General features: G+C 37.1%; 26 protein-coding genes. 9 read left to right on the top strand and 17 right to left on the bottom strand.

Going from position 1 to position 24856, the window contains the following annotated elements; genetic code table 11:
* The first annotated feature begins 179 nt into the window (after window positions 1-179).
* Together CD001_RS14485 and ispG are read left to right on the top strand one after the other, a co-directional pair.
* Window positions 180-566, top strand: a complete 387-nt coding sequence (locus CD001_RS14485) for a hypothetical protein (protein WP_096188391.1) — start codon at window positions 180-182, stop codon at window positions 564-566.
* A 108-nt stretch (window positions 567-674) separates the two neighbouring features.
* Window positions 675-1787: a flavodoxin-dependent (E)-4-hydroxy-3-methylbut-2-enyl-diphosphate synthase gene (gene ispG / locus CD001_RS14480; RefSeq protein WP_096188390.1), complete on the top strand. Its 1113-nt coding sequence runs from the start codon at window positions 675-677 to the stop codon at window positions 1785-1787.
* A gap of 173 nt (window positions 1788-1960) precedes the next feature.
* Here ispG and CD001_RS14475 read toward each other — a convergent pair whose 3' ends face one another.
* Window positions 1961-2389: a DUF4190 domain-containing protein gene (locus tag CD001_RS14475; RefSeq protein WP_179298753.1), complete on the bottom strand. Its 429-nt coding sequence runs from the start codon at window positions 2387-2389 to the stop codon at window positions 1961-1963.
* A gap of 97 nt (window positions 2390-2486) precedes the next feature.
* On the opposite strand from CD001_RS14475, the gene CD001_RS14470 reads away from it, so the two are divergent.
* Window positions 2487-3050: a hypothetical protein gene (locus tag CD001_RS14470; RefSeq protein WP_096188389.1), complete on the top strand. Its 564-nt coding sequence runs from the start codon at window positions 2487-2489 to the stop codon at window positions 3048-3050.
* A 96-nt stretch (window positions 3051-3146) separates the two neighbouring features.
* On the opposite strand, the gene CD001_RS14465 is transcribed toward CD001_RS14470, so the two are convergent.
* From CD001_RS14465 to CD001_RS14445, 5 genes are all read right to left on the bottom strand, one after another.
* Window positions 3147-3413: a holin gene (locus tag CD001_RS14465; protein WP_096188388.1), complete on the bottom strand. Its 267-nt coding sequence runs from the start codon at window positions 3411-3413 to the stop codon at window positions 3147-3149.
* Window positions 3414-3635: 222 nt separating this feature from the next.
* On the bottom strand, window positions 3636-4070 hold the full coding sequence (locus CD001_RS14460) for a Fur family transcriptional regulator (RefSeq protein WP_096188387.1): 435 nt from the start codon (window positions 4068-4070) through the stop codon (window positions 3636-3638).
* A gap of 21 nt (window positions 4071-4091) precedes the next feature.
* Window positions 4092-4943, bottom strand: a complete 852-nt coding sequence (locus CD001_RS14455) for a metal ABC transporter permease (protein ID WP_096188386.1) — start codon at window positions 4941-4943, stop codon at window positions 4092-4094.
* A gap of 13 nt (window positions 4944-4956) precedes the next feature.
* Window positions 4957-5793, bottom strand: a complete 837-nt coding sequence (locus CD001_RS14450; protein WP_096188385.1) for a metal ABC transporter permease — start codon at window positions 5791-5793, stop codon at window positions 4957-4959.
* Entirely contained in the window at window positions 5790-6584 is a 795-nt protein-coding gene (locus CD001_RS14445; protein WP_096188384.1) for a metal ABC transporter ATP-binding protein, read from the bottom strand. Before CD001_RS14445 ends, CD001_RS14450 begins: the two co-directional genes overlap by 4 nt.
* Before the next feature lie 177 nt (window positions 6585-6761).
* On the opposite strand from CD001_RS14445, the gene CD001_RS14440 reads away from it, so the two are divergent.
* The gene (locus CD001_RS14440; RefSeq protein WP_096188383.1) at window positions 6762-8297 is read left to right on the top strand and encodes a Ppx/GppA phosphatase family protein; all 1536 of its coding nucleotides are present in this window, start codon (window positions 6762-6764) and stop codon (window positions 8295-8297) included.
* 60 nt (window positions 8298-8357) lie between these two features.
* On the top strand, window positions 8358-10460 hold the full coding sequence (locus CD001_RS14435) for an RNA degradosome polyphosphate kinase (RefSeq protein WP_096188382.1): 2103 nt from the start codon (window positions 8358-8360) through the stop codon (window positions 10458-10460).
* 56 nt (window positions 10461-10516) lie between these two features.
* Here CD001_RS14435 and CD001_RS14430 read toward each other — a convergent pair whose 3' ends face one another.
* The 3 genes from CD001_RS14430 to CD001_RS14420 form a co-directional block, all read right to left on the bottom strand.
* Window positions 10517-11233, bottom strand: a complete 717-nt coding sequence (locus CD001_RS14430) for a lytic transglycosylase domain-containing protein (protein WP_096188381.1) — start codon at window positions 11231-11233, stop codon at window positions 10517-10519.
* A gap of 326 nt (window positions 11234-11559) precedes the next feature.
* Window positions 11560-12390: a metal ABC transporter permease gene (locus tag CD001_RS14425; RefSeq protein ID WP_407081144.1), complete on the bottom strand. Its 831-nt coding sequence runs from the start codon at window positions 12388-12390 to the stop codon at window positions 11560-11562.
* 32 nt (window positions 12391-12422) lie between these two features.
* Window positions 12423-13175 (bottom strand): metal ABC transporter ATP-binding protein, encoded by a 753-nt coding sequence (locus tag CD001_RS14420; protein ID WP_096190618.1) that lies wholly within the window; start codon window positions 13173-13175, stop codon window positions 12423-12425.
* 312 nt (window positions 13176-13487) lie between these two features.
* On the opposite strand from CD001_RS14420, the gene CD001_RS14415 reads away from it, so the two are divergent.
* Window positions 13488-13760 (top strand): DUF2624 family protein, encoded by a 273-nt coding sequence (locus CD001_RS14415; protein ID WP_096188380.1) that lies wholly within the window; start codon window positions 13488-13490, stop codon window positions 13758-13760.
* Between the two features lie 462 nt (window positions 13761-14222).
* Here CD001_RS14415 and CD001_RS14410 read toward each other — a convergent pair whose 3' ends face one another.
* Together CD001_RS14410 and CD001_RS14405 are read right to left on the bottom strand one after the other, a co-directional pair.
* Complete coding sequence (locus CD001_RS14410; RefSeq protein ID WP_096188379.1) at window positions 14223-15122, bottom strand: deoxyribonuclease IV; 900 nt, start codon at window positions 15120-15122, stop codon at window positions 14223-14225.
* 45 nt (window positions 15123-15167) lie between these two features.
* On the bottom strand, window positions 15168-16451 hold the full coding sequence (locus tag CD001_RS14405; RefSeq protein WP_096188378.1) for a DEAD/DEAH box helicase: 1284 nt from the start codon (window positions 16449-16451) through the stop codon (window positions 15168-15170).
* Window positions 16452-16713: 262 nt separating this feature from the next.
* Here CD001_RS14405 and vrrA point away from each other — a divergent pair, with 262 nt between their 5' ends.
* The 3 genes from vrrA to CD001_RS14390 all read left to right on the top strand — a co-directional run bounded on the left by vrrA (window position 16714) and on the right by CD001_RS14390 (window position 19188).
* Window positions 16714-17403, top strand: a complete 690-nt coding sequence (gene vrrA, locus CD001_RS14400) for a VrrA/YqfQ family protein (RefSeq protein WP_179298752.1) — start codon at window positions 16714-16716, stop codon at window positions 17401-17403.
* A 129-nt stretch (window positions 17404-17532) separates the two neighbouring features.
* The gene (locus CD001_RS14395; protein ID WP_096188376.1) at window positions 17533-18027 is read left to right on the top strand and encodes a CarD family transcriptional regulator; all 495 of its coding nucleotides are present in this window, start codon (window positions 17533-17535) and stop codon (window positions 18025-18027) included.
* A 207-nt stretch (window positions 18028-18234) separates the two neighbouring features.
* Entirely contained in the window at window positions 18235-19188 is a 954-nt protein-coding gene (locus CD001_RS14390) for a 4-hydroxy-3-methylbut-2-enyl diphosphate reductase (protein WP_096188375.1), read from the top strand.
* A gap of 174 nt (window positions 19189-19362) precedes the next feature.
* Here the strand turns inward: CD001_RS14390 and CD001_RS14385 are convergent, their stop codons facing one another.
* The 6 genes from CD001_RS14385 to rpoD form a co-directional block, all read right to left on the bottom strand.
* Window positions 19363-20481 (bottom strand): Nif3-like dinuclear metal center hexameric protein, encoded by a 1119-nt coding sequence (locus tag CD001_RS14385; RefSeq protein ID WP_096188374.1) that lies wholly within the window; start codon window positions 20479-20481, stop codon window positions 19363-19365.
* The gene (locus tag CD001_RS14380) at window positions 20478-21188 is read right to left on the bottom strand and encodes a tRNA (adenine(22)-N(1))-methyltransferase (protein ID WP_096188373.1); all 711 of its coding nucleotides are present in this window, start codon (window positions 21186-21188) and stop codon (window positions 20478-20480) included. Before CD001_RS14380 ends, CD001_RS14385 begins: the two co-directional genes overlap by 4 nt.
* A 190-nt stretch (window positions 21189-21378) precedes the next feature.
* Window positions 21379-21741 carry a c-type cytochrome gene (locus tag CD001_RS14375; protein ID WP_096188372.1) on the bottom strand — a complete coding sequence of 121 codons (363 nt, stop codon included), beginning with the start codon at window positions 21739-21741 and terminating at the stop codon, window positions 21379-21381.
* 232 nt (window positions 21742-21973) lie between these two features.
* The gene (locus CD001_RS14370) at window positions 21974-22702 is read right to left on the bottom strand and encodes a glycerophosphodiester phosphodiesterase (RefSeq protein WP_096188371.1); all 729 of its coding nucleotides are present in this window, start codon (window positions 22700-22702) and stop codon (window positions 21974-21976) included.
* A gap of 73 nt (window positions 22703-22775) precedes the next feature.
* Entirely contained in the window at window positions 22776-23327 is a 552-nt protein-coding gene (locus CD001_RS14365; protein WP_096188370.1) for a hypothetical protein, read from the bottom strand.
* Between the two features lie 410 nt (window positions 23328-23737).
* Window positions 23738-24853: an RNA polymerase sigma factor RpoD gene (gene rpoD, locus CD001_RS14360; RefSeq protein WP_096188369.1), complete on the bottom strand. Its 1116-nt coding sequence runs from the start codon at window positions 24851-24853 to the stop codon at window positions 23738-23740.
* Between the last annotated feature and the right edge of the window lie 3 nt (window positions 24854-24856).

The raw sequence follows: 24856 nt of genomic DNA, 5'->3' as shown, positions 1-24856 counted from the left end.
AAAGTGATTATCAGCAGCGAATTTTGTATGCCTAATCATTTTATGATTTAGAGTTACCTTTAGTTGACGTGACACAATCACCATAAAATTTTAAAAATCCTTTTGAAAAATTTGTTCTATTTTAATTGGACGAGCATATGCTTTTTAATAAGAAAACATATGTAAAAGGAGAAATACAAATGAGACCTATTTTAGTCCTTGCTATAATTATTATTTTTATTGCTAGTGCTTATTATGATCTAAATATCGGGTCAATACCCGAACAATCGTCCGATATAACCCCCGAATCTGATCTTGAAGTAACCGAAACAGATTCACTTGATGTGCAGGCTGACGGAGATCCTGCATTGTCATATGAAGAAATTATCGTCGAGCCCGGTCACACAGTTTATGGAATTGTACAAGCTCTGCATGATCATGAACAAGTTCCATTAACTGTTCAGGCAGAGCAAGTCGTCAATGATTTTGAAGCGTTAAATCCAGAAGTAGGAGCTCATCAAATAATTGTTGGTGAGGCTTATCGTTTTCCAATATATAAATCTTCCAATAATGAAGATCACTCATAGTTCTTGCCACATTGACGCCCCGTTGATACAATGGTAAAAGTGAACTTGACAATTACGTCAAAATCAAGAATATATTTATTTTTACTAAGCTAAAGGGGCGATTTAAGAATGACTGAGATCATTCATCGTAGAGATACACGACCTGTCAAAGTTGGACATTTAACGATTGGCGGGACTGATGAAGTAATTATTCAAAGTATGACGATGACAAAAACCCATGACGTCGAAGCAACCGTGGCAGAAATTAACCGACTAGAGGAAGCTGGCTGCCAAGTCGTTCGAGTAGCATGCCCGGAGATGAAAGATGCCGAAGCAATTGCTGAGATAAAAAAACAAATTAATATCCCTCTCGTTGTCGATATTCATTTTGATTATAGACTTGCTCTAAAAGCAATCGAAGGCGGCGCTGACAAGATTCGAATTAACCCAGGAAATATTGGGCGTCGGGAAAAAGTTGAAGCCGTCGTAAATGCTGCAAAAGAAAAAGGCATTCCAATCCGTATTGGGGTTAATGCTGGCTCACTTGAAAAGAGAATTCTTGAAAAATATGGATATCCAACAGCAGATGGCATGGTCGAAAGTGCATTACATCATATCAAAATACTTGAAGACTTAGACTTTCACGATATTATCGTGTCCATGAAAGCATCCGATGTGAACTTAGCTGTCGAAGCATACGAAAAAGCATCCCAAACCTTTAATTACCCATTACATTTAGGGATTACTGAATCAGGCACCCTCTTCTCAGGTACTGTGAAAAGTTCAGCAGGATTAGGGATTTTGCTTCATAAAGGAATAGGAAGCACTGTCCGTATTTCACTAAGTGCCGATCCTGTAGAAGAAGTTAAAGTCGCCAAAGAATTGTTGAAATCATTTGGCCTTGCAGCAAATGCAGCAACATTGATTTCTTGTCCTACTTGCGGGCGAATCGAGATTGATTTAATCAGTATCGCAAACGAGGTCGATGAATATATCCAAAAAATTAACGCACCAATTAAAGTTTCTGTTTTAGGATGTGCTGTTAATGGACCAGGTGAAGCAAAAGAAGCAGACATCGGGATTGCCGGTGCTCGCGGAGAAGGCCTCCTTTTCCGTAAAGGGAAGACGATTCGAAAAGTTCCTGAAGAAACAATGGTTGAAGAGTTGAAAAAGGAAATCGATAAATTGGCTGCTGAACATGAAGAAAAGCAGCGCCTTGAAAAAGAACGTATAGAATCATAATTTGTTAACGAAGGCTTTCGTCATGATTAAATGGCGGAAGTCTTTTCTTAGCTTCATCCTCTTTTTTACTGGAACTCCCTTGATTGCTCATACTTTTATGAGCTAAACAAAAGACTGGTCAAGTGCGACCAGTCTTTTGTTCTATATTGGATAAAACAACACGTATGGCTTATTTATGATACAAACGGGGCGAAAAAGACACTCATAATAATCGAAAATGCACTAATAGCAACCGCTGTATAACCTAACCCTTTAGCATTTCGATTTACAGAAACAAATCCTAAAACTAATCCAGCCGCAGCCATAATGATCGGCAAGAAGAATAATGAAACAATCGACAAAGCTAAAGCAAGTGTACCAATACCTTTACCAGCAACCGCTTCATCTTCGGTATCTGTCTCTTCAAGTTCTCTTGCCCGATCTGATGTCACTTCAGTTTGCTGCCTTCCTCCTGCTAGCCCAGGGTTCGGTGCATATTCTGCTGCTGTTTCTTCATGGAAATCATTATTTTCTCGCTTTTCTGGGTCAACATGATTGTTATTATTTTCTTCACTTTTAACAACGTGAAAATCTCGTGGGTGATTCTCATCTTGTTGGGCCATTTCATTCCACTCCTTTGCCATCACGTGTAGACTTAGTATGTTACAATGAATGAGTGTTTATGGATGACAATGATTTCAAGTGTAAAGTGGTGATATGATGAATAAAAAAAGATTTGGTATTGACATTGACGGTACCGTTACAGCCCCTTCAACTTTCATTCCTTATTTAAATGAACATTTCAAAAAAAATTTAACGATTGATGATATAACTGAGTATGAGTTGTCCTCAGCACTTGGTATATCAAAAGAAGAGTTTGACAAATGGATGAAAATACATGAATCAAATATTTATAAACGAGCTGAATTGGCTGTTGGGGTTCATCCCGTTTTATCAGAATGGAAGAACGAACATGACCTTTACTACATTAGTGCCCGTCCGTCAGACTTTCATGAACTAACGAGAAATTGGTTTATACAATATGAATTACCATATGATCATATTGAACTAATTGGAACACATGATAAAATTTCTGCAGTAAAAAAACACGGCGTTCATATTTTCTTCGAAGATAAACATGATAATGCATGCAGTATTGCTGAAGCATGTGGAATTCCAGTTATATTAATGGATACCCCATATAATCAAGAACCAGTCCATAAATTTGTCCACCGAGTGAGTGATTGGAATACAGCGAAAAAAGTCGTAAAAGAATTACTGTAATACCAACCATAAAATTCCAGGTGCCAGGCACCTGGAATTTTATGGTTGATACGTTGTTTTTTGTTTTTGTTTTTTTTTGATGATTATATTATTGTTCTATTTCCTTTTTTCGATTTCTCTTATGGAGCACTTTTGGATTTCAAATAAACCAACAGCTGCAAGTCCACTTATTCCGCCTGACCACAGTCTCATAATGAGTTCAAAATCTGTGAATGGATATGAAATGACACCGATCAGTAAACCGACTCCAAAAGATAATAATGGAATGAGGTTTTTCCTAATTGTGACAGTCCTTTTAATTAACTCGACTACCCCTGCGACAACCGGAGAAAGAACAGTTGCGAACATCAAAACTGATTCCATCATTTTAGCCTCCCCTTTTTCACAGACCACCGTGTATTTTATTATTATAGCAAATTTTAACAAGAAAAGCGCAAGGCGCCCGCCTATCGGCGAAGTGACCTCGTGCCGAAAGTCTAGACAGCAATCGAGAGATTGAAATGTTATACTTTCTTACTTACTTAAAAAAAGCCATAACGAATGTCATGGCTAATTTAGTATATTTTTATAGAAGAACAGATATGATTAATTGACTTCTTCGGACGTTCTACTACCGCAATCTTCGCAATATCCATAGACTTCAAATTTATGGCCAACTATTTTAAAGCCTTCCTCTCCTATTGGAAAGGAGTCCATTGGGCAATCATGAATATGTTTTGTTTTCCCACAGTCGAGACATATTAAATGGTGATGATGGTGGTCCGTCGAACACGAAAAACGAAACTTCTTTTCTCCTTCTAGTTCCGTCGCTTCTAAAATGCCTAAATCGGTAAATAAGGAAAGGTTCCGGTAGATTGTGTCAAAGCTTAATCCACCATATTTTGATTGCAGGTGATCGAGCACATCTTTCGCTGCCAAATATCTTTTTTCATCAGAAAATAATTGAAGCATATCTTCACGTTTATCGGTATGCTTATATCCTTTATCTTTTAATCGATTCATAGCTTCTTCCATGTTCATTACCAAAGTCCTCCTCTGCATTTACGCTGTTCTCGACGTTTGGACAAAACGTAACATCTTTTTCAACAAAACGGCAGCTAACAATAGTACAACTCCTGTTACGACAATCATACCACCTGTAGCAATATCAAAATAATAAGACATCACGATCCCGCCGATCATCGCTGCTTCTCCAAATATTATACCGAGAATTACGACTTGACGAAAGCTTTTTGCTAATTGAATACTAGCAGCAACAGGTAAAGTAACCATGGCACCAACTAATAAAATACCGACAACTTTCATAGACATTGAAATGACAATAGCGATTAACAATGCGAAGAAAAAATTAAGTTTTCGAACAGATATACCAGATGTTTTAGCAAATTCTTGATCGAACGATATCGAAATCAACTCTTTATAAAAGCCACCTAGTATAATGATGGCAACGATACCAGTCCCGAAAATAAAATATAAATCCGATAAAGTAACGGTCACGATACTGCCAAATAAGTAGTTATACCACTCAACATAATTGGTTTGAGAAATACTAATTAAAATCGCCCCCGCACCAATTCCTGCGGAGAGAATGATCGGAATTGCAAGTTCCTGAAAATGTTTATATATTTGACGGAGCTTTTCAACGAGCAACGATCCAAGTAATGAAAAAACAAGTCCGGTATAAAGCGGATTAATAAAGCCTAACCAGACTACTGCCTGGCTTAAAAAGATCCCTGCAGCAATTCCTGTAAGCGTAATGTGTGATAAAGCTTCTGATATGACGGTAATTCTTCTAACGAGAAGAAAAGCTCCTAAAAGCGGACAAATAAAACCGATTATAACCCCGGCAATTATACCACGTTCTAAAAATGTCAATTGTTGTAATATGTCCATGTCCACTCACCTTTTATGATGATGCTCGTTTTCGTGTGAGCAAAATTGATAATAATAATATCGCTACATTAACCATCACAATCATTCCACCAGGGACAACATCTAAATGGAACGCTGTAACGAGGCCGACAACGACTGAAATTTCCCCAAAGATGACAGCATAAATAAACATTTGTTTAAATCCATTTGCCCACCGCATAGCAGCTGCAACAGGAAGAGTCATTAACGAAGACACGAGTAAAATGCCAACGATGCGCATAGAAGCAGCAATTGTTAAACCGACCATAATGATAAAGATAAAGTGTAATATTTTTTTTGGAATACCTGCAATAACTGCCTGGTCTTCATCAAAACTAAGGAAAAACCATTCTTTGTAAAACAAAATAATGAGTAAGACGACTAAAACAGTAATAATGGAAATCATCCGAAAATCGGATTGACGAATCGCGACAACACTTCCAAATAAATAAGCAAACAAGTCTGTATTAAAACCGTCTGCTAATGAAATAAATACGACTCCGACACCGATGCCAGCTGAAAGTATGATCGGAATCGCTAGTTCCTTATAATAACTGTACGTATTCCTTAGTTTTTCTATCATGACAGACCCAAAGACTGAAAAAGTCATGCCCATATATAACGGATTCAACCCTGTAAAAGCTGGATAATGTCTTCCGAGTAATAAACTAAACGCAATCCCTGATAATGTAATATGTGATAATGCATCCGCAATCATCGCCATTCTTCTTACGGCTAAAAATACACCTAAAAATGGTGCTAAAAATCCGATCATTAATCCTGTATACAAGGAATATCGTAAAAAATCATATTGAAAAAATACAGAAATCATGAATGTCCGCCCCCATGATCGTGGTCATGATTATGAGTGAGTAATTGGACATCATGGCCGTATAAAGATGACATCATCTCTTCTTGTTGCGACTCAAATTCATGTTTGTCACCATGAAAATGTAAATATTTATTTAAACAAGCAACATCAGTAATATATTCTGTCATAGCACCGATATCATGCGTGACAAAAATTAAAGTAATACCTTGCTCCACATTTAATTTTTGCACCATATTGTAAAAGTTTTGGACTGATTTTGCATCTACACCAACCGTAGGCTCATCTAAGATCAGCAGTTTTGGATCACTTACGAGTGCACGAGCAATAAATACTCGCTGTTGCTGCCCTCCAGATAATTGACCAATATTCGTATACATATATTTTTCCATCCCAACATGGTCGATCGCTTCTTTTACTTTTTCTTTATGTTTTTTAGTTAAAAAGCGAAGCAAGCCGACTTTTCCGTATAGCCCCATTGAGACAACTTCAAACACCGTCGCCGGAAAACCACTATTAAAACTATTTGCCTTTTGAGAGACAAATCCAATATGACTCCAATCATGAAACTTCTCGATTGGCTGTCCATATAGTTTGATATTTCCTTTAGTCGGTTTTAATAGTCCGAGAATACATTTAATTAAGGTTGATTTTCCAGAACCATTTGGCCCTACAAGTCCTAAAAATGAACCTTGGGGAATACGGAGCTGGATATTTTCTAACACATTTTCTTTTCCATAAGAAAATGTCACTTGTTCTATTTCCACAGCCCATGGACTCTTGTTCTTACTCATTGTTACCCCCACTTAACTATCTACATTATTTATTAAGAATCATTCCGATTTATTCCTCATCGTAGTATACATGAGAGTCTTCACTTTGTAAACAAAATGGAATTGCGTATGAATCGTACTCAGAAGCCCAACCTTATATAATAAAGGCAACACTAGACAAAGTTAATGGAGGCATTTATGAGGAAACAGCAAATTGGCATTATCGATATGGGATCAAATTCAGTACGTTTTGTAATCTATTCTGTTGATGAGAACGGGTGTTTTAAAGAAATCCAAAACTTAAAGATTGTCGCCAGATTAAGTACATATATTAATAATGAAGGAAATATGACATTAGATGGTATCGATATTATTCTTGAAACTCTTGCTCGTTTCCAAATGATTACCTTTAATTACCAATTGGATGTGATAAAAGGCGTTGCTACTGCAGCAATACGTAATGCGAAAAACCAGAGTGAGATTATATCTGCAATTAAAAATCAAGGTTACTTTCACATAGAAGTACTCTCAGATTATAAAGAAGCCTATTACGGTTATTTAGCTATTACGAATTCGACGAATATTATAGACGGAATATCAATTGATATTGGCGGCGGCAGTACGGAAGTAACTTTATTTGAAGAAAGAACACTAATCGCCTCACACAGCTTTCCATTTGGAGCACTTACATTAAAAGAAGCATTTATACAAAATGGTGATCCGACTGAAGGAGAATTAAAGAAGCTAGAAAATTACTTAATTCAAGCTTTTAATACGTTACCTTGGTTAAAGTGTAAAACGCACCCTATCATTGGAATTGGAGGAACAGCAAGAAATTTAGCTAACATTCATCAGCAAATTGTCAATTACCCACTTTCAGGTCTTCATCAATATGAAATGGCCGATAAAGACGTCACTTTAATTAACGAAAAACTGAGGAATTTGACACTCAAGCAACGCCAACAAGTAGAAGGGCTATCTAAAGACCGTGCTGATATTATCATACCTGCTATTACTGCCATTGAAAAATTAATTGACCATACAGGAGGAAACCAGTTCATCATTAGTAACAAAGGGCTTCGTGACGGACTCTTTTATGAAATAGTTTTAAAACAAATCGGTATTACCCACTTTCCAAATACGACTGAAGAAAGCGTATATCAATTAAGCCACATGTATAACTTAGATTTACAGTTCCATAAAAGAATTGCAATATTAGCTACTTTTTTAATAAAGCAGCTTCAATCACTAAATATAGTTTCCATTACAAAAGACGAATTGAAAATAATCCAATGGGCAGCTAAAGTCTTTTATATCGGTGCATCTATACACCCTGAATCGAAAAGTCAACATACCTTTTATTTAATAACGAATCAGTCCATTGACGGGCTTAGTCACGATGAACGGCTTGCTGTTGCTTTCATTTCTTCTTTTAAATCCCGCTCGCTGTTAAAAAAATTTGCTGAACCGTTTAGCCGTTGGGTGACAGCGGAAGAACTGAAAAGTTTTGAATTGTTCGGAGCCATTATTAAATTATGTTATGGATTAGATGTTTCAAAACGGAACATCGTAAAAAGTATAGAACTGTCTGAGGACTCTTTAAATAAGTTAACGATACAAATTTTTTATGACAAGGATGCATATTTTGAAAAATATTATGCAAGAAAATATAAAAAGCATCTTGAAAAAGCACTTAGTAAAGAAATAGAGATACAATTTTCGAAGGTGAAATAACCTTAAAATGAGACCATTTTATTAAACAGCCTCTATTATAAAAATTAGGAGGTTTATACTGTGAAAAATATTCACCAATATAGTCACTTAAATAAACCAGCACACTTTAACAATCGAGAGTTAAGCTGGTTGTTATTTAATAAACGAGTTCTAGAAGAAGCGATAGATCAGACAAACCCTCTTTTTGAACGCTTAAAATTTATCGCTATATTCAGCTCTAATTTAGATGAATTTTATATGGTCCGCGTTGCCGGGTTAAAAGATCAAGTAAAAGCTGGATTTAATAAACCTGAAAATAAGGCAGCCTTAACTCCGAGACAGCAGTTAAGTGAAATCAGCCAGTTAAATCACCAGCTCATTCAACTTCAAGATGAATTATTTATTAATGACATTTCTCCGTCCTTAAAGAAAGAAGGGGTTCGATTTTTATCGGTAAATGATCTAAATGACGACCAATACGACTTTATTGAAAATCGTTTTGAACATTATATCTCACCTGTCCTAACACCAATGGCAATCGATGCCTATCGGCCTTTTCCTATGCTGATGAATAAAAGCTTGAATATTGCAGTAGTACTAACATCTTCAACAGGAGAAGAAAAAAGGAAGCTTGCTATCGTACAAGTCCCTGCAGTTTTAAAAAGAACGATCTTACTACCTTCAGTACAAAGTGAAAAACATTACGTGTTATTAGAAGATGTTATCAGTCATTTTATGAATCGATTATTTCACGGATACTACGTCCTTTCTACTTCACCTTTTCGAATTACGAGAAATGCCGACTTGACGATTCATGAAGAAGGTGCAAGCGACTTGTTACGTGAAATCGAAAAAGAGCTTAAGAAACGAAAATGGGGTGCAGCAGTACGATTAGAAATGCAAAAAGATAAGATGGATGATAATGTTCTTTCCTTCTTAAAGAGCGTACTTGAGCTTGAACAAGATCACATTTATGAAGTTTCTAGTCCGCTCGATTTATCTTTTTTCTTCTCTTTTTATGACGAAATTGCACCTGAATACGAACATCTCGTAAACGAAACCTTTATTCCACAACCTGTTGCAGATTTGGATGATGAGGAAGAGAATCTTTTTGAGGCCATTTTGAATAAAGATATTTTTTTACATCATCCATACGAATCATTCCAACCAATTATTGATCTTATCGCACAATCAGCTATTGACCCAAATGTATTGGCTATCAAACAAACCCTTTATCGAGTTAGTGGTGATTCTCCTATTATTCAAGCATTAGAGAATGCTGCTGACAGAGGGAAGCAAGTAACCGTCCTCGTTGAATTAAAAGCCCGTTTTGACGAAGAAAAGAACATTCAATGGGCAAAAAAACTAGAAAAAGCCGGTATCCATGTCATATACGGAATTACCGGTTTAAAAACTCATAGTAAAATTACACTCATTGTTAAACAAAACGAAGAGGCAATCCAACGGTTTGTTCATTTAAGTACAGGAAATTATAATGATACTACTGCAAAGCTTTATACAGATATGGCACTGCTTACTGCCGATCCACAAATAGGTATAGATGCCTCCAATTTTTTCAATCATTTAAGTGGATATTGTAAAAAACCGAAGTGGAATACGTTATCGACGGCACCATTTGAAATTAGAGAAACGTTTCTTAAATTAATCGCTCGAGAAATTGACTGCCACCGTGAAAATGGAAATGGACGTATTATTGCAAAAATGAACTCATTAACAGATAAGCCAATTATTATGAAGTTGTATGAGGCTAGCTGTGCTGGAGTTAAAATTGACCTCATCGTTAGAGGAATTTGCTGTTTACGTCCTGGAATACCAAATGTCAGTGATAATATAACGGTAAGAAGTATCATTGATCGATTTTTGGAGCATAGCCGCATTTACTACTTTTATCAAAACGGCAAAGAAGCAACCTACCTATCATCCGCAGATTGGATGACACGCAACATGGAAAGACGAATAGAAATCTTGTTTCCAATCCTCTCAGATCGAATAAAAAAAAGAATAAAAGAAATACTCGATACAATGTTGAAAGATAATGTGAAAGCGAGATATCAATTGAACAGCGGCAACTACGAATATGTAAAAAGACAGGAAAATGAACCTCCTATCAGAAGTCAGGTAATCTTTTATGAAAAAGCCGCAACATATTTTGAAGACAACTAACATAAGAAAGTGCCAGAAATACCCAGGTGCCTGGCACTTTCCAAATTCATACAATTTTATTTATTAACTGCTACAAAATCACTTTTCTCGGCATTTTCTTGAATTTCAACGGCATACCAACTTTCGGCGTGACCGTTTTCTTCAATATATGCTTCTAGTCCATACATTCCTCTATGATAAGCAGTTAATGCATGGTCCCAGTCTCCGTACTCTTCATGCAAGAAATCAAGGTAAGTGATGGTAAGCTGGATCGAATAATATGGATCGAAAAGTCGTTCGTCTTCATATGGAAGATCAGCCATATCAGCAATCCAAGGTCCTGTATTTTTCATAAATTGACCTAAACCATATGCATGACCATAACGTGTCTCTGGCCCAACTGTCTCAGGGTCAAATGTTCCTCCGGTTTCTACTTTTAAAAGTTCATACACTAGCAGAGGATCAATGTCCTTTCTCTCGGCTTCCAATGCTAAAAACGTTCCCCAATTTTCATTAAAGTTCCCATCACTATCTTCATATAAATATTCAGCAATGTCATTTGCATTTATCCAAGCATCGTATCCAGAAACTTCGTACTCATCAGGAATATGATCAATCTCATTTTCCATTTGACGAACCTCAGCTTTCATTCGCTGTTCTTCTAGCTCTGCCTGTTTTTCCTCTTCCATCACTTTCATTTCTTCTTTCACTTTCATATATCCTGTGCCTGTAAATGCGACTGTTCCAGCCAACATGACAAGCAAAATGATTGTCACTACTTGTATTCGTTTCATTATTTGTCCCTCCTATATAAACAGTACACTCTAAGTGTACAATTGTGTATGATATCTGATTTTCAACTATAGATCAACCTTTATTGTGGACACCGTTACCTGTAAAGTCGACAAAAAACATACATGTAATGAAAATACGATTAGTTTCCTTGTTACAACTCCTTCCTTCTCGCTTATTCTTTCATTTCCTGCAAAATACCTTCCGTTTTATGTATCAAAACCCAATTATCCCCTTCTACCTTCTTGTCACCTTTAAATTTCACTGATTATTTTACAACAAAAAAAGGTCATCGTGATTTTACACAATAACCTTCGATAATTCTTTTTTATGATTGACTCGCCGGTGTTCTCAACATCCTTGGAATCAAACCTTGTTTCGGTGCAAAGAAAAATGCTAATAAAAACAGTACAGACGCTACTAATACGATCGAAGCTCCGGAAGAAACATCGTAAATCACTGAGAAAAATAAACCGCAAACAGCCGAAATCACTCCAAACAGAGCGGACAAAATAAGCATGACGGAAAAACGTTCAGTTAATAAATAGGCTGTAGCTCCAGGAGTTATAAGCATCGCAACGACAAGGATAATTCCTACTGTTTGTAGTGATGCAACGGTTACTAATGATAAGAGCAGCATTAGCATGTAATGAATAAATTTCACTGGAAGACCACTTGCCTTGGCCATCGTTTCATCAAATGTACTCAGAAGCAACGGCCGATAAAATATAAGTATCGATCCAATAACAAAAATTCCTATTCCCATCGTTATCCATAATTCTGTTCTAGAAACAGCTAAAACATTACCAAATAAAATATGCCAAAGGTCAACACTCGTTCCTTGGAGTGCTGTAATCATGACTACACCGAGAGCAAACATGGCTGTAAACATAATCCCGATAGCCGAATCTTCTTTAATTCGGCTATTCTGTGAAATATAACCGATAGCAAGTGCAGTTAAAACCCCAGTAATAACTGCCCCGATGAAAAAACTTGCACCAAGCATATAGGCAATAACGACACCAGGTAAAACAGCATGAGAGATCGCATCCCCCATTAGTGCCATACCGCGTAATATAATGTAACAACCGATTACACCACAGATGATTCCTACAAAAATTGCAGCTATCATAGCGTTTTGTAAATACGAATATTTCATTAGCTGATCGATAAATAATGAAATTTGATCAATCAAGGTGTAATCACCACCATCTCTTTTCCATCATTCATTACCGCTGCATTACCTTGATATGCCTTCTTTAAATAATCTGGTCGGTAAACGTCATCCACTGCTCCGAATCCAATTAATTCTTGATTCAATAAAATCAATTCATGGAAATACTTTTCAACTTTACTTAAATCATGATGAATGACAAAGATTGTTTTTCCTTTTAGACTCAATTCATGAAGCAAGTCAACGATAATTTCTTCTGATTTCACATCGATTCCTACAAACGGTTCATCTAAAAAAAACAAATCAGCATCTTGAGCTAACGCACGGGCGATAAAAACACGCTGTTGCTGACCTCCGGATAATTCACCAATTTGTCTTGTCGAATATTCTTCCATTCCTACTTTCAGTAATGCTTCTTGAGCTAACTGACGGTCATGACGTCTAATCTTTTTCAACAATGGTACGTGCATATATCGTCCCATTAATACGACATCTTCTACACGTACAGGAAAATCCCAATCAATTGTATTTCGCTGAGGCACATAGGCGAGCGATTTTCTCAACTGATTAATATGGTGTCCGAAAAAGCTTACTTCTCCTTTACTTTTTTCTAGACCGAGCATCGCCTTCATTAATGTCGACTTGCCCGCACCGTTAGGACCGATAACGCCAATAATATTCCCTTTATTTACAGAGAAACTAACATTTTTTAATGCAAGGTTACCTTGATAATGTACGGATAAATTTTTTACATTAATTGTATCTTCCATACTCATTATGACATTCCCCCATTCTCTTGCCTTCCTTTATCCACATCATCAGCAAATACCCAATTATTTTACCGATAATATATGTCGTCAATCCAACCATTGTGACTTGAATCGAAAATGTTGTACAAATTTTAAAAAGTTGCACTAGAGAAACTTTTCTTAGGTCCATTATAAAACGAATACATTTTTTTTTCAATCATTATATTTAATTCGTTTATATAGTCGACCGCAATCACATTATCGCAATGAAAGCCATATCCTTTATAAGAGAGTTTTAGAGAGTTTTAACATTTGCAGGGAGGAACAATCATCATGAATCCAATCATTAGACAAATGGTTAATCAAAGAATTCAATCCTTAACACCGAAAGAATTAATTCGTTTAAGTAAAGATTACAATCTAAATTTGACTGTAAAACAAGCAAAGCAAATTTTAACTATCCTTCATAAAAAGCCGTTTGATATCGGTAACGAGTCACTCGTAAAACAAGTGAATCAAGAATTAAAGTCGCTTGATCCATCTTTGTACAAAAAAGTACGTACTTTATTAAAGCCTTATGAACAATACTTGGATTATAAAATATAAGAGGGTGTTCAAAAAGTCCTGGAAAAATAATTTTCGTATCTCTACGTTAACTCGTTTCTCCGTTCCTTGGAAAAGAAAAACACTTTTCCTGCATAAGAGGCTGATTCTAGGGAGCATTCCTTTTGCTCGCGTATTAACCACCATACGCTCCGCGACTCAAAACTACGTCGCATTTGAAAAAAATCTGTCTCTTCAACTACAAGCTAAACTTTGTCGTGTATCCGTCATCTGGACAAAACGCCACTTCCAGTGGCATGTCCCGCATTAGGACATCCTTCCCGTCAAGACAAATCATGAGATTTGATCTTCGGAACCCCCGCTTCTTGCGTGTACGCCGAAGTCACAATTTCCGTGTGGAAGCTTGTGATGTGACGCTCATGACTCTTTTTGTCCTCCTTTTTAAACACGCATAATAAGAAAAAAGCAAACCTGCAAAATGCGGGTTCGCTTGCTTTCCTCTAATTATACTGTCGTTTCTTCTGTCAGAAGATCCTTTAATGACTCATTAAATTTACGATTACGGATCATTTCAATTTCTAATTTATACGGTGCCTTTTTATTTTTCTTGTCTGTACCAACATACGGTGTTTCTAAAATCTTCGGTGTTTGATCAAATGCTTCATGATATAGGACTCTCTCTAATGCATCAAAACCAATATGACCAAATCCGATATTTTCATGACGGTCTTTACGAGCACCACATTCATTTTTACTATCATTGATGTGTAACACTTTCAACCTGTCTAATCCAACAATGTCATCGAATTGTTTCAAAACACCGTCAAGGTCATGAATGATATCGTACCCTGCATCATGAACGTGACATGTATCGAAGCAAACCGATAGTTTTTCATTATGAGTAACACCGTCGATAATTTTAGCTAATTCATCAAATGACCGTCCACATTCAGAACCTTTCCCCGCCATCGTTTCAAGTGCAATTTGGACATCTTGATTTGGGTCAATAACTTCATTTAAGCCTTCAATAATCTTTTTGATCCCCTCATCTGCACCCGCTCCAACATGTGCACCTGGATGAAGTACGATTTGTTTCGCACCTAATGCTTCCGTACGATCAACTTCGCTTTTCAAGAAATTCACGCCTAACTCAAAAGTTTCGGGCTTTTGTGTGTTTCCGATATTAATAATGTACGGAGCATGAACAATAATGTTGGATAAGCCATTTTCATCCATAAACACTTTTCCCGCTTCAATATTTAGTTCTTCAATAGGCTTGCGACGGGTATTTTGAGGAGCCCCAGTATAAATCATAAACGTAGTCGCTCCATATGACGCCGCTTCCTCTCCTGCACCTAAAAGCATTTTTTTCCCACTCATTGATACGTGTGAACCTAATAACATCCTCTCACCTTCTCCTTTTTATCATGTATTATTTTTTTCTTCTTCCTAATTTCTGTTGGGGCGTTCCCTCTGTTCCTGCTGGTAGCGCGCTTTTTTCTTATAGCCTGGTTTGACTTTTTTAGGTTTAGGTAAAGCTTTGCCTTGACTTTGTCCAACTTGCTGCTGCCCTTTAGAAACTGGTCGCTTTCGTTTCTCTAAATCAACCCATTCTCCTTTTTTCAACTCTTTATATTTAAAGGTGATTCCTTGTTTTTCTAATTTACTAATCGCTGCTTCATCATTTCTTCCTATGAGTGTTAAAGCAATACCGTCCCAACCAGCACGAGCTGTACGTCCAACACGATGGACATAATATTCAAGTTCTTTTGGGATTTCAAAATTAACTATATGACTAATTCCTTTTACATCAATCCCTCGTGCGACTAAATCAGATGCGACTAAAAATTGTACGTCTGCATCTTGCAATCGTTTCATCACCTTCTTGCGGTCGCGAGGGCTAATTCCACCATGTAGACGGTCAACATTCAATCCTTCTCCAACTAAAGCTTCGTATACCTCATCAGCTGCCTCTTTCGTATTTGTGAAAATAACAGCTAAAAAAGGATTCAAACGTTTAACGATATTTATTAAAATATCTTTCCGGTCTCTGTCTCTGTCAGGTACAAGCCAATGTTCGATCTTTTTTGGTGATGTCTCTTTCGGCTCTACATGAACATGACGTGGATTTGTTAAGTATTTTTTCAAAAAAGGCTGAAGCTTCTCAGGTATTGTTGCAGAAAATACGAGCATTTGCAGATTTTCTCCCATTTGCGCTGCAACTCGATCAACATCTTCAAGAAATCCCATATCAAGCATCTGGTCAGCTTCATCGACAACAAACGTGCGAACGTGATGGACGTTAAGAGCCTGTTTTTGAATCATATCTGCAATTCTTCCAGGGGTCCCTACTACAATATGTGGCCGCTGCTTTAACTTATCAATCATCCGAAGCCGATCGGTTCCACCAACGATTAATTGCGATTTAATTTCTTTATCATGAAACTTTGTCAGCTTTTTCAACTCATCTATCAATTGATTTGCTAGTTCCCTCGTTGGAGCAGTAATGACCGTTTGCGTTTCCTTTTTGTCTGCTTCAATTAAATCTACAATCGGCAGTAAAAAAGCTAACGTCTTCCCTGTACCAGTTTGTGATTGTCCAATGACATCCATTCCTTTTTTGATCGCAGGGATTAAACGTTCTTGAATTTCGGTTGGTAAAGAGATGTTTTGATGTTTCAATGCTTCAATTAAAAATGGAGCTAACTGAAACCGTTCAAAATTATGTGGCATTCTTTTTCCTACTTTCATATCCATTCATTCATTCGAATTATTTTATTTTATAACTTTTCATGCTAATTACATATTTTATCACGAACGAAAGCCTTGTTTCCACTTTTCTCGACAAAACTTAATAAATCTTAAACTGTGTTCATTGCTTCTCGTATAACTTCGTTTTGATGAGGGCTAGGCTTTTTTCCTATTCGCCCAAACATTTTACCTACACACGAATACAGTATGAAGAGAAGATATTGTATTCGAAAGGATGGTCAGTATGTTTGGACCACGCCCTCTCCCCCCGAGTAACCCAAATCCGTTTGGTGGCTTTGCTCAATCAGGTTTTACGCAACCTCAAGGACAAATGTTTCAACGTTCTCTCTTTGGGGGACCAATGCCTCAACAAGCAACCCAAGCTGCAAGTAACCCCGGTGCCGGTGGTCTGCTTTCAAGATTATTTGGCGGTGGTGCTCAAGCAGGTGCAGGACAGATGATGAACTCAGCTGTCGGCTCTGCAGCTAGCTCTGGTGGAGGACTCACGAACATTCTCGGTCTCGTTCAAAATGCACAAAAAGCTATTCAAGTCGTGCAAACTGTTGGACCAATGGTGCAGCAATATGGACCTCTTGTAAAGTCTTTGCCACAATTGCTAGCTTTATTGCAATCCTCTAGTGACGACGAAGAGGATGAAGAGAACAATGGCGAAGAATCTACTGACGATGACAGTGAAGGAGATGGAGAAAAGGTAGAAGTTGGAGATGAATCAAAAAAACAGAGCAAATCCAAAAAGAAAATTGACAAAAAGCCAAATAAAAAAAGAACTGGAACATCAAAAACGAAACAAAATCAAAATAAGAGAAAGCATTCATCAAATAGCTCTAAAATCCAAAGCAGCAGTAAAAAAGGCATTTCCTCAAATGCAACGAAGTCAAAAAATCAGTATCCATCTCCAAAACTTTACATTTAGGTCAGTTCTCTTAATTAAACTGACCTTTATTCGTTTTTTTTATTGACTATTCAAGCTATCCATAGTAAAATTTTAAATTTAAATTTATTTATGTTACAATAAGGTTAATACATTATTGGAGGAATGCCTATGTTTACAGTCGGTGATTACGTCGTGTACCCATTCCATGGTGCTGGTACGATAAAAGACATTGAAGAAAAAGATATTCTAGGAGAAAAGCTCAATTATTATGTTGTTTACTTTCCTCTTAATCATGTCACACTCATGCTGCCTGAGAATCGAGTTACTTCTTCAGGTTTAAGAAAAGTTATTCAGCCATCACAAATAGATGAGGTTGTCACTGCTTTAAAACCGACGAAAACAACTCCGAAGAATGAAGTAGCCAGACCTTATTCCAAAGAAAATGAAACGTTATTGAAGTCCGGTTGTATTTTAGATGCAGCGATGGTCATTGCAAATTTAACTTCCAAAGAAGGCGAACGAACGAATGGATTACATATGGAGGATCGCAAAAACTTAGACAGAGCTAAACAGTTTATTGCGAGCGAGCTCATGATTGTCAAAGATATGAGCGAGGAAGAAGCCTATGAATTCATTCAAATGAACTGTCAAGAAGGTGCTTAATAATATTTGTGTGCTTTAAATTGTAGAAATGTTTCATCGTATCAATATATTCATAAAAGTCTTCCATTTCCGGAAGGCTTTTATTATGTTACACAAACGTTTGTCAACAGACCCAATTTCCCTTTATAATGATACGAGGTAATAACAATACTTTCTTTAATTAGATCGTAATTAACATTCTTTTTTTAACATAGAGGAGGATTCCGTATGGAAGTCATCAAAATATCACCACGCGGCTATTGTTATGGAGTTGTCGATGCGATGGTGTTAGCACGTCAAGCCGCTGAAAATTTAGACTTGCCAAGACCGATCTATATTTTAGGAATGATCGTTCATAACAAGCACGTTACAGACGCATTTAACGAGGATGGAATTATTACATTAGATGGTCCAAACCGACTAGAAATATTAAAAAAGGTTGATAAAGGAACGGTCATTTTTACCGCTCACGGTGTATCACCTGAAGTTCGCAAAATGGCAAAAGACAAAGGTTTAACAACTGTCGATGCAACTTGCCCGGATGTAACGAGAACGCATGATTTAATCCGTGAAAAGAAAAAAGAAGGTGCTCACATTATTTATATTGGCAAAAAGGGTCACCCTGAGCCTGAAGGTGCCTTAGGTGTCGCACCTGACATAGTAAATCTAGTCGAATCAGTAGAAGATGTAGAAAATTTAACAATTGATGCTGACAAAATTACGATTACGAATCAAACGACGATGAGTCAGTGGGATGTTTCACATATTATGAATGCAGCTATGAAAAAATACCCTCATGCTGAAGTCCACAATGAAATTTGTATGGCGACTCAAGTCCGTCAGGAAGCTGTTGCGGAACAAGCGGGTAAAGCTGACTTGTTAATTGTCGTAGGAGATCCGAAAAGTAATAATTCAAACAGGCTTGCCCAAGTCTCTAAAGAGATTGCAGGCACACCAGCGCACCGTATTGGAAATGTTAATGAACTTAATGTTGAATGGTTAAAAGGAATAAGTAAAGTAGCGGTAACATCTGGAGCAAGTACTCCTACACCAATTACAAAAGAGGTCATTAAGTTTATTGAGCAATTTGATGAAGAGGACCCACATACATGGGATACAACGAGTACTGTTAAGCTGACGAAAATATTACCGAAAGTAAAAAAGAAAAAGCAAACTTCATAAACATGTGAGAGGCCGGGACAAAACAGTCTCATAAAGCAAATAAAGAATCCGATTATCAACTCACGATAATCGGATTCTTTTTTATAATCAAAATCCTGCCCCTGAAAGAGGACCTTAAAAAGGGAAGACCAATCTTTATACCGGGGATTAATCCAATCTATTTTTGTTTAAGGTTTACATAAACTGAAACGGATCCGTATGAATACTGGATGCGATCACTTCCGTGTCGTACCCTTTCTCCTCTACAAAGCGTTGGACGTATTGCTTCACTCCATCTTTCATAATTTTCTCGACATTATGCCCTGGGTCTATCATTGCTAAACCTTCGAGCATGGCATCATGGGCAACATGGTAATATAAATCCCCGGTTACATAGACATCTGCTCCTTTAAATTGTGCAGCAGATACATATTTATTCCCATCACCACCAAGTACAGCTACTTTTTCAACTTGTTTGTTTAAATCGCCAACGACTCGAACTCCTTTTACATCAAAGGCTTTTTTTACATGATTTGCAAAGTCTGTTAACAACATTTTTTCTTTTAAGTGCCCAATTCTGCCTAAACCATATTGTTGTCCTGGTGAAGCCATTTCATAAACGTCATAAGCTACTTCTTCATATGGATGTGCATTTACCATCGCACGAAGTACTTGTTTTTCAATGGAAGCATGGTACACGGATTCAATTTTCACCTCATTGACAAATTCCATTTTCCCTTGCTCACCAATAAAAGGATCTGTACCATCACCAGGTTTAAATGCCCCAGTGCCTTCAGAATTAAACGAACAGTGAGAATAATTACCGATATGCCCTGCTCCTGCCTGACCTAGTGCTTCACGAACATCATCAGCTTGTTCTTTTGGAACGAAAACTGCGACTTTTTTTAATTTATCTTCAGTCGTATTTACAAGTACGTCTGTATCGGTTAGACCAAGAGCATCAGCCATCATATCATTTACCCCACCAGGAGCAACATCTAAATTTGTATGAGCAACATATACAGCAATGTCATGCTTTATTAGTTTCTCAATCGTTTGACCGTATACTTGATCTGTTCTTAATGCCTTAATCGGTTTAAAAATAATTGGATGATGGGCAATAATTAAGTCAATTCCTTCTTCAATGGCTTCATCTACAACAGGTTCAATGACATCTAGAGCAATCATGATTTTTTTAACTGGTTTATTAAGGGTTCCTACTTGTAAGCCTATTTTATCTCCTTCGACCGCAAAAGATTTTGGAGAAAATGATTCAAAAGCCTGAATGATTGTTTGCCCATTTGCTACTTTCATCGTAACTCCTCCTTAAGCCATTCGATTTTTTTTACGACTTCTTCTTTTTTCTTACGTGTTTTTTCCGTTTCATTCGTAGCTGATTGAAGTTGACGATTGATCGTTTCTAATTGCTCTAATTCTCTCAACCACTTTTGTTCAAAAATGTTAGTTTTGTTTCGTAATAAAAACGGTCCAAGCCACACTTCTTTTTCTATTTCTGCCGAGTAAGCAGCTTTTGGATTACCACGCTCTGCAACAAGAATCTCATAAATGTGACCGTCTTCTTCTAAAAGCGTTTCATCAATTAAAGACCAATCATGCTGAAGTAACCATTGACGAATATGATCAGCTGCAATATTCGGCTGCAAAATTAATCGTTTAACGTTTGTTAAAAACTCGATTCCATCATCAAGAATCGTACTTATTAAAGGCCCTCCCATACCAGCGATCACGATCGTGTCAACCACTTCATCTTGTAATACTGATAAGCCATCTCCTAACTTCACATTTATTTTATCTTCAAGTTGATTCATTCGAACTTGCTTTTGTGCAGATAAGTACGGTCCTTCGTTTACTTCCCCTGCTACTGCATAATTTGCAATATTCTTTTTGAACAGATAAACAGGCAAGTAGGCATGATCTGATCCAATGTCGGCGACAGTGGCTCCCTTTGGTATGAATGATGCTACTTTTTGTAAACGCTGTGACAATTTATATTCATTCATCTTCTTCACCATTTCTTCACATATCAATATGTATATTTTGGATGTTATAACAAAGTTATGGACATGTTTAAGGATATAGAAAAAAGAAGGATTACGTATCCTTCTCTTCTCTCTTCGTTGTTTCAAGTTCATGGGTCATGAAGGTTCAGTCATTCAATACAAACAACTTCACTTTATTGAAACGATCGAATTATTCTGCTTCAGCCATAATGAATTCAGCCACTGCATCTGCTTCTTCACCGCTGACTAAATTTTCTGGCATTGTTCCAGGACCTTCTTCAATCGCTTGAAGGATATCGTCTTCAGATAGTCCACTTAGTAACCCAGGACCTGCACCGCCTTCAAGGTCTCCACCGTGACATGATGCACACTGACCTTGATAAACGTGTTCGCCTAATTCAATTGGATCATCAAATTCTTGCTGTTCTTCTCCATTTCCTCCATCTTCTCCTGCCATATCATCTTGGTTAATCCCAATAAATGATAATACGATAATTAAACCAATACCTAATACAGCTGTTAAAGCGAATGGGTAAAGGGGTTTCCCTTTCATGATTATGTACCTCCTTCAACAATGTATATTCATTATATGACTTCTTGCTTGGATAACGAATGATTCAAGCAAAGCTATACTATATTGTACTGCAAATTTCGTCAATAGAAAAGTATAAATGCACGATATTCATGATAGCGTCACGAGATGTTCATATTTTATATTTATTCCTCTTTTAATTTATACTTTTCAATGTAATTAGTTATTTAGGAGTGGTGACCGATTCAGCCCTTTAAGAATAGTTGCTTCGCAAAACTTCAGACATCAGTTTCGGATCATTCGTAATGATTCCTTCCACTTTCAGACGATGACATTTCATCGCATCTTTCAATTTGTGTACGTTATAGGCTCTCACAGGTAATTCGTTTTCAGCCCATTTTTTATAGAAACGGGCATTTTGATACGTATGGCGAATATGAATCGCATCTGCCGATACTTTGTTTGCATATTTAGCTGCACGTAACAGAGGAAATTTTGTTAAAAATGCTGTATTTATTTCCGGAATTTTTTCTTTTACTTTTTTTATAACCGAATGATCAAAGGACGAAACGACAATACGATTTTCCATTTGATTCCTTTTAATAATTTGAACGAAAGGTTCTAATAATCCATCATACCCATTTTTTTGATGTTTTATTTCAACGTGAAGGGTTAAATTGTGATTTGTCGACCATTCCAACACATCTTCAAATAATGGGACCTCCTCACCTCTATACTTTTCGTCGAACCAGCTTCCAGCATCAAATTGTTTAAGTTCTGAATATGTAAACGAGCGAACAAAACCACTTCCATTTGTCGTTCGATCAATTTTTTCATCATGTATGACAACAGGCACGTTGTCTTGAGTCCACTGAATATCAAATTCGATTCCGTCTATTGGATACGTAGCAGCAGAATAAAATGCAGAAAACGTGTTCTCGGGTGTGTAGCGTTTATTACCGCGATGAGCAATTATATCCATAAATACACCTCTTACATTAAATCTTCTTTTCTCTATACCCTCATTTTCTTTGAACGGATAAGCACGGTTTATTTTATAAAAGCAAGAAACTAAAGAATAACAAAATGCCAGTTCCACCAGCAATGTATAAATACTGGTACTTCCAACGCCATCCGCAATAAACCCAAATGCTGCATAAAGCAGCGATCGTGAATCCAAGAAATAATGGCTGCTCAGGAGCAACCAATTGAACAATTTGTAATAATAAAATAAAAGACAAGAAAGTTGCTGAAATAACATAAACATGGACAATAAGCATGTCTTTCCAATGGAAATAGATAGATCCAACAAATGCAATAACAAATACAAAACTTAATACGACGATTTGCAATGTGTTTGAAAACTGAGTAAAATAAATGACAAGAAATGTTAGCGCTATCATCACTAACATAAATAGTGAATATGTTAACGGACGAAGGTAGTCAATAATAAGGAATGTAGCTCTTTTCTTTTCTTTCGTATCTTGGACACCTTCATGCCCTTCAGTATATAACTGAAGTAAAAAATCACAATAAGTGTCCGGTAACAAGTTATTTTCACGCCAATATTTTATTTCATTTACGATCATTTTTTTTCGTTCATCCATCTGATCACCTAATTTTTTAGACCTTATCATATATATCGTTTCGTTATCGAGAAAGTTTAGTCCGAATTTAGACTTCAAATGGCGGGGCGAAGCGACCTCGAGCCGAAAATGGCTGTCTCTTCCTCTTCTAGTATCACTTTGAAGCTCTAGATCCGTCAACTGGGCAATACGCCACGTCCTGTGGCATGCCCGGCATTAGGACATCCAATCCGTCGAGACAACTCGTAAGATAAGATCTTCGGCTAAAACCCCCGCGTCCTTCGGGAACGCCGAAGTCACCACATCCGTGTGGAGCTCGTGTAGGAAACGCTCGTGCCAGCTAGTCTGGACAGCAATCGAGAGATTGAAATTTTATACTTCCTTATCCTTTAAAAAAAGGAAAAGCCTGACAAAATGCCAGGCTAAACGATCTATTCTAAGAAATCTTTTAATCGCTTACTTCTGCTCGGATGACGAAGCTTGCGCAGCGCTTTCGCTTCTATTTGACGAATTCGTTCCCTTGTTACACCGAATACTTTCCCTACTTCTTCAAGGGTTCTCGTTCTTCCGTCATCTAAACCGAAGCGTAAACGCAAAACATTCTCTTCACGATCTGTCAACGTATCTAATACGTCTTCAAGCTGTTCCTTTAGCAGCTCGTATGCAGCTGCATCAGATGGTGCTAATGCTTCCTGATCTTCAATGAAGTCGCCTAGGTGGGAGTCATCTTCTTCACCAATTGGAGTTTCTAATGAAACTGGTTCTTGAGCAATCTTCAAGATTTCACGAACTTTATCTGGAGTTAAGTCCATCTCTTTTGAGACTTCTTCAGGTGTTGGTTCACGCCCTAAATCTTGTAGTAGCTGACGCTGTACACGAATTAGTTTATTAATTGTTTCTACCATATGAACCGGAATACGAATCGTTCTAGCCTGGTCAGCAATTGCCCGTGTAATGGCTTGACGAATCCACCAAGTTGCATACGTACTAAATTTATACCCTTTATTATAATCGAACTTCTCTACAGCTTTTATTAAACCCATATTTCCTTCTTGAATAAGGTCCAAAAAGAGCATTCCGCGACCAACATAACGTTTTGCAATACTTACAACAAGCCGTAAGTTTGCTTCAGCTAGACGGCGCTTTGCTTCTTCGTCACCGTCTTCAATTTTTTTGGCTAGTTCAATTTCTTCTTGCGCAGATAATAAAGGAACGCGGCCAATTTCCTTTAAGTACATACGCACGGGATCATTTATCTTTATTCCTGGTGGAACACTTAAATCATTTAAGTCAAATTCCTCTTCTTTCTCTACTTGCTGCAGACTTGGAACAGATTCATTATCGTTTAATATTTCAACACCTTGCTCACCAAGATATTCGAAAAACTCATCCATTTGATCAGAGTCTTGATCGAAAACTCCTAAGCGCTCAGTTATTTCTGCGTAATTTAATACACCCCGTTTTTTCCCAAGCTCTACTAATTGCTCTTTTACTTGATCGATGGTTAAATCCCCTTCCGCCATCGGACGAATTGGTTTCTCAGCCATGCG

This window comes from Evansella halocellulosilytica, from assembly GCF_002335745.1.
Taxonomy (GTDB): Bacteria; Bacillota; Bacilli; order Bacillales; family Salisediminibacteriaceae; genus Bacillus_CA; species Bacillus_CA halocellulosilytica.
The sequence above is the reverse complement of the archived record's forward strand: the minus strand, read 5'-3'. Positions and strand labels throughout refer to the sequence as shown.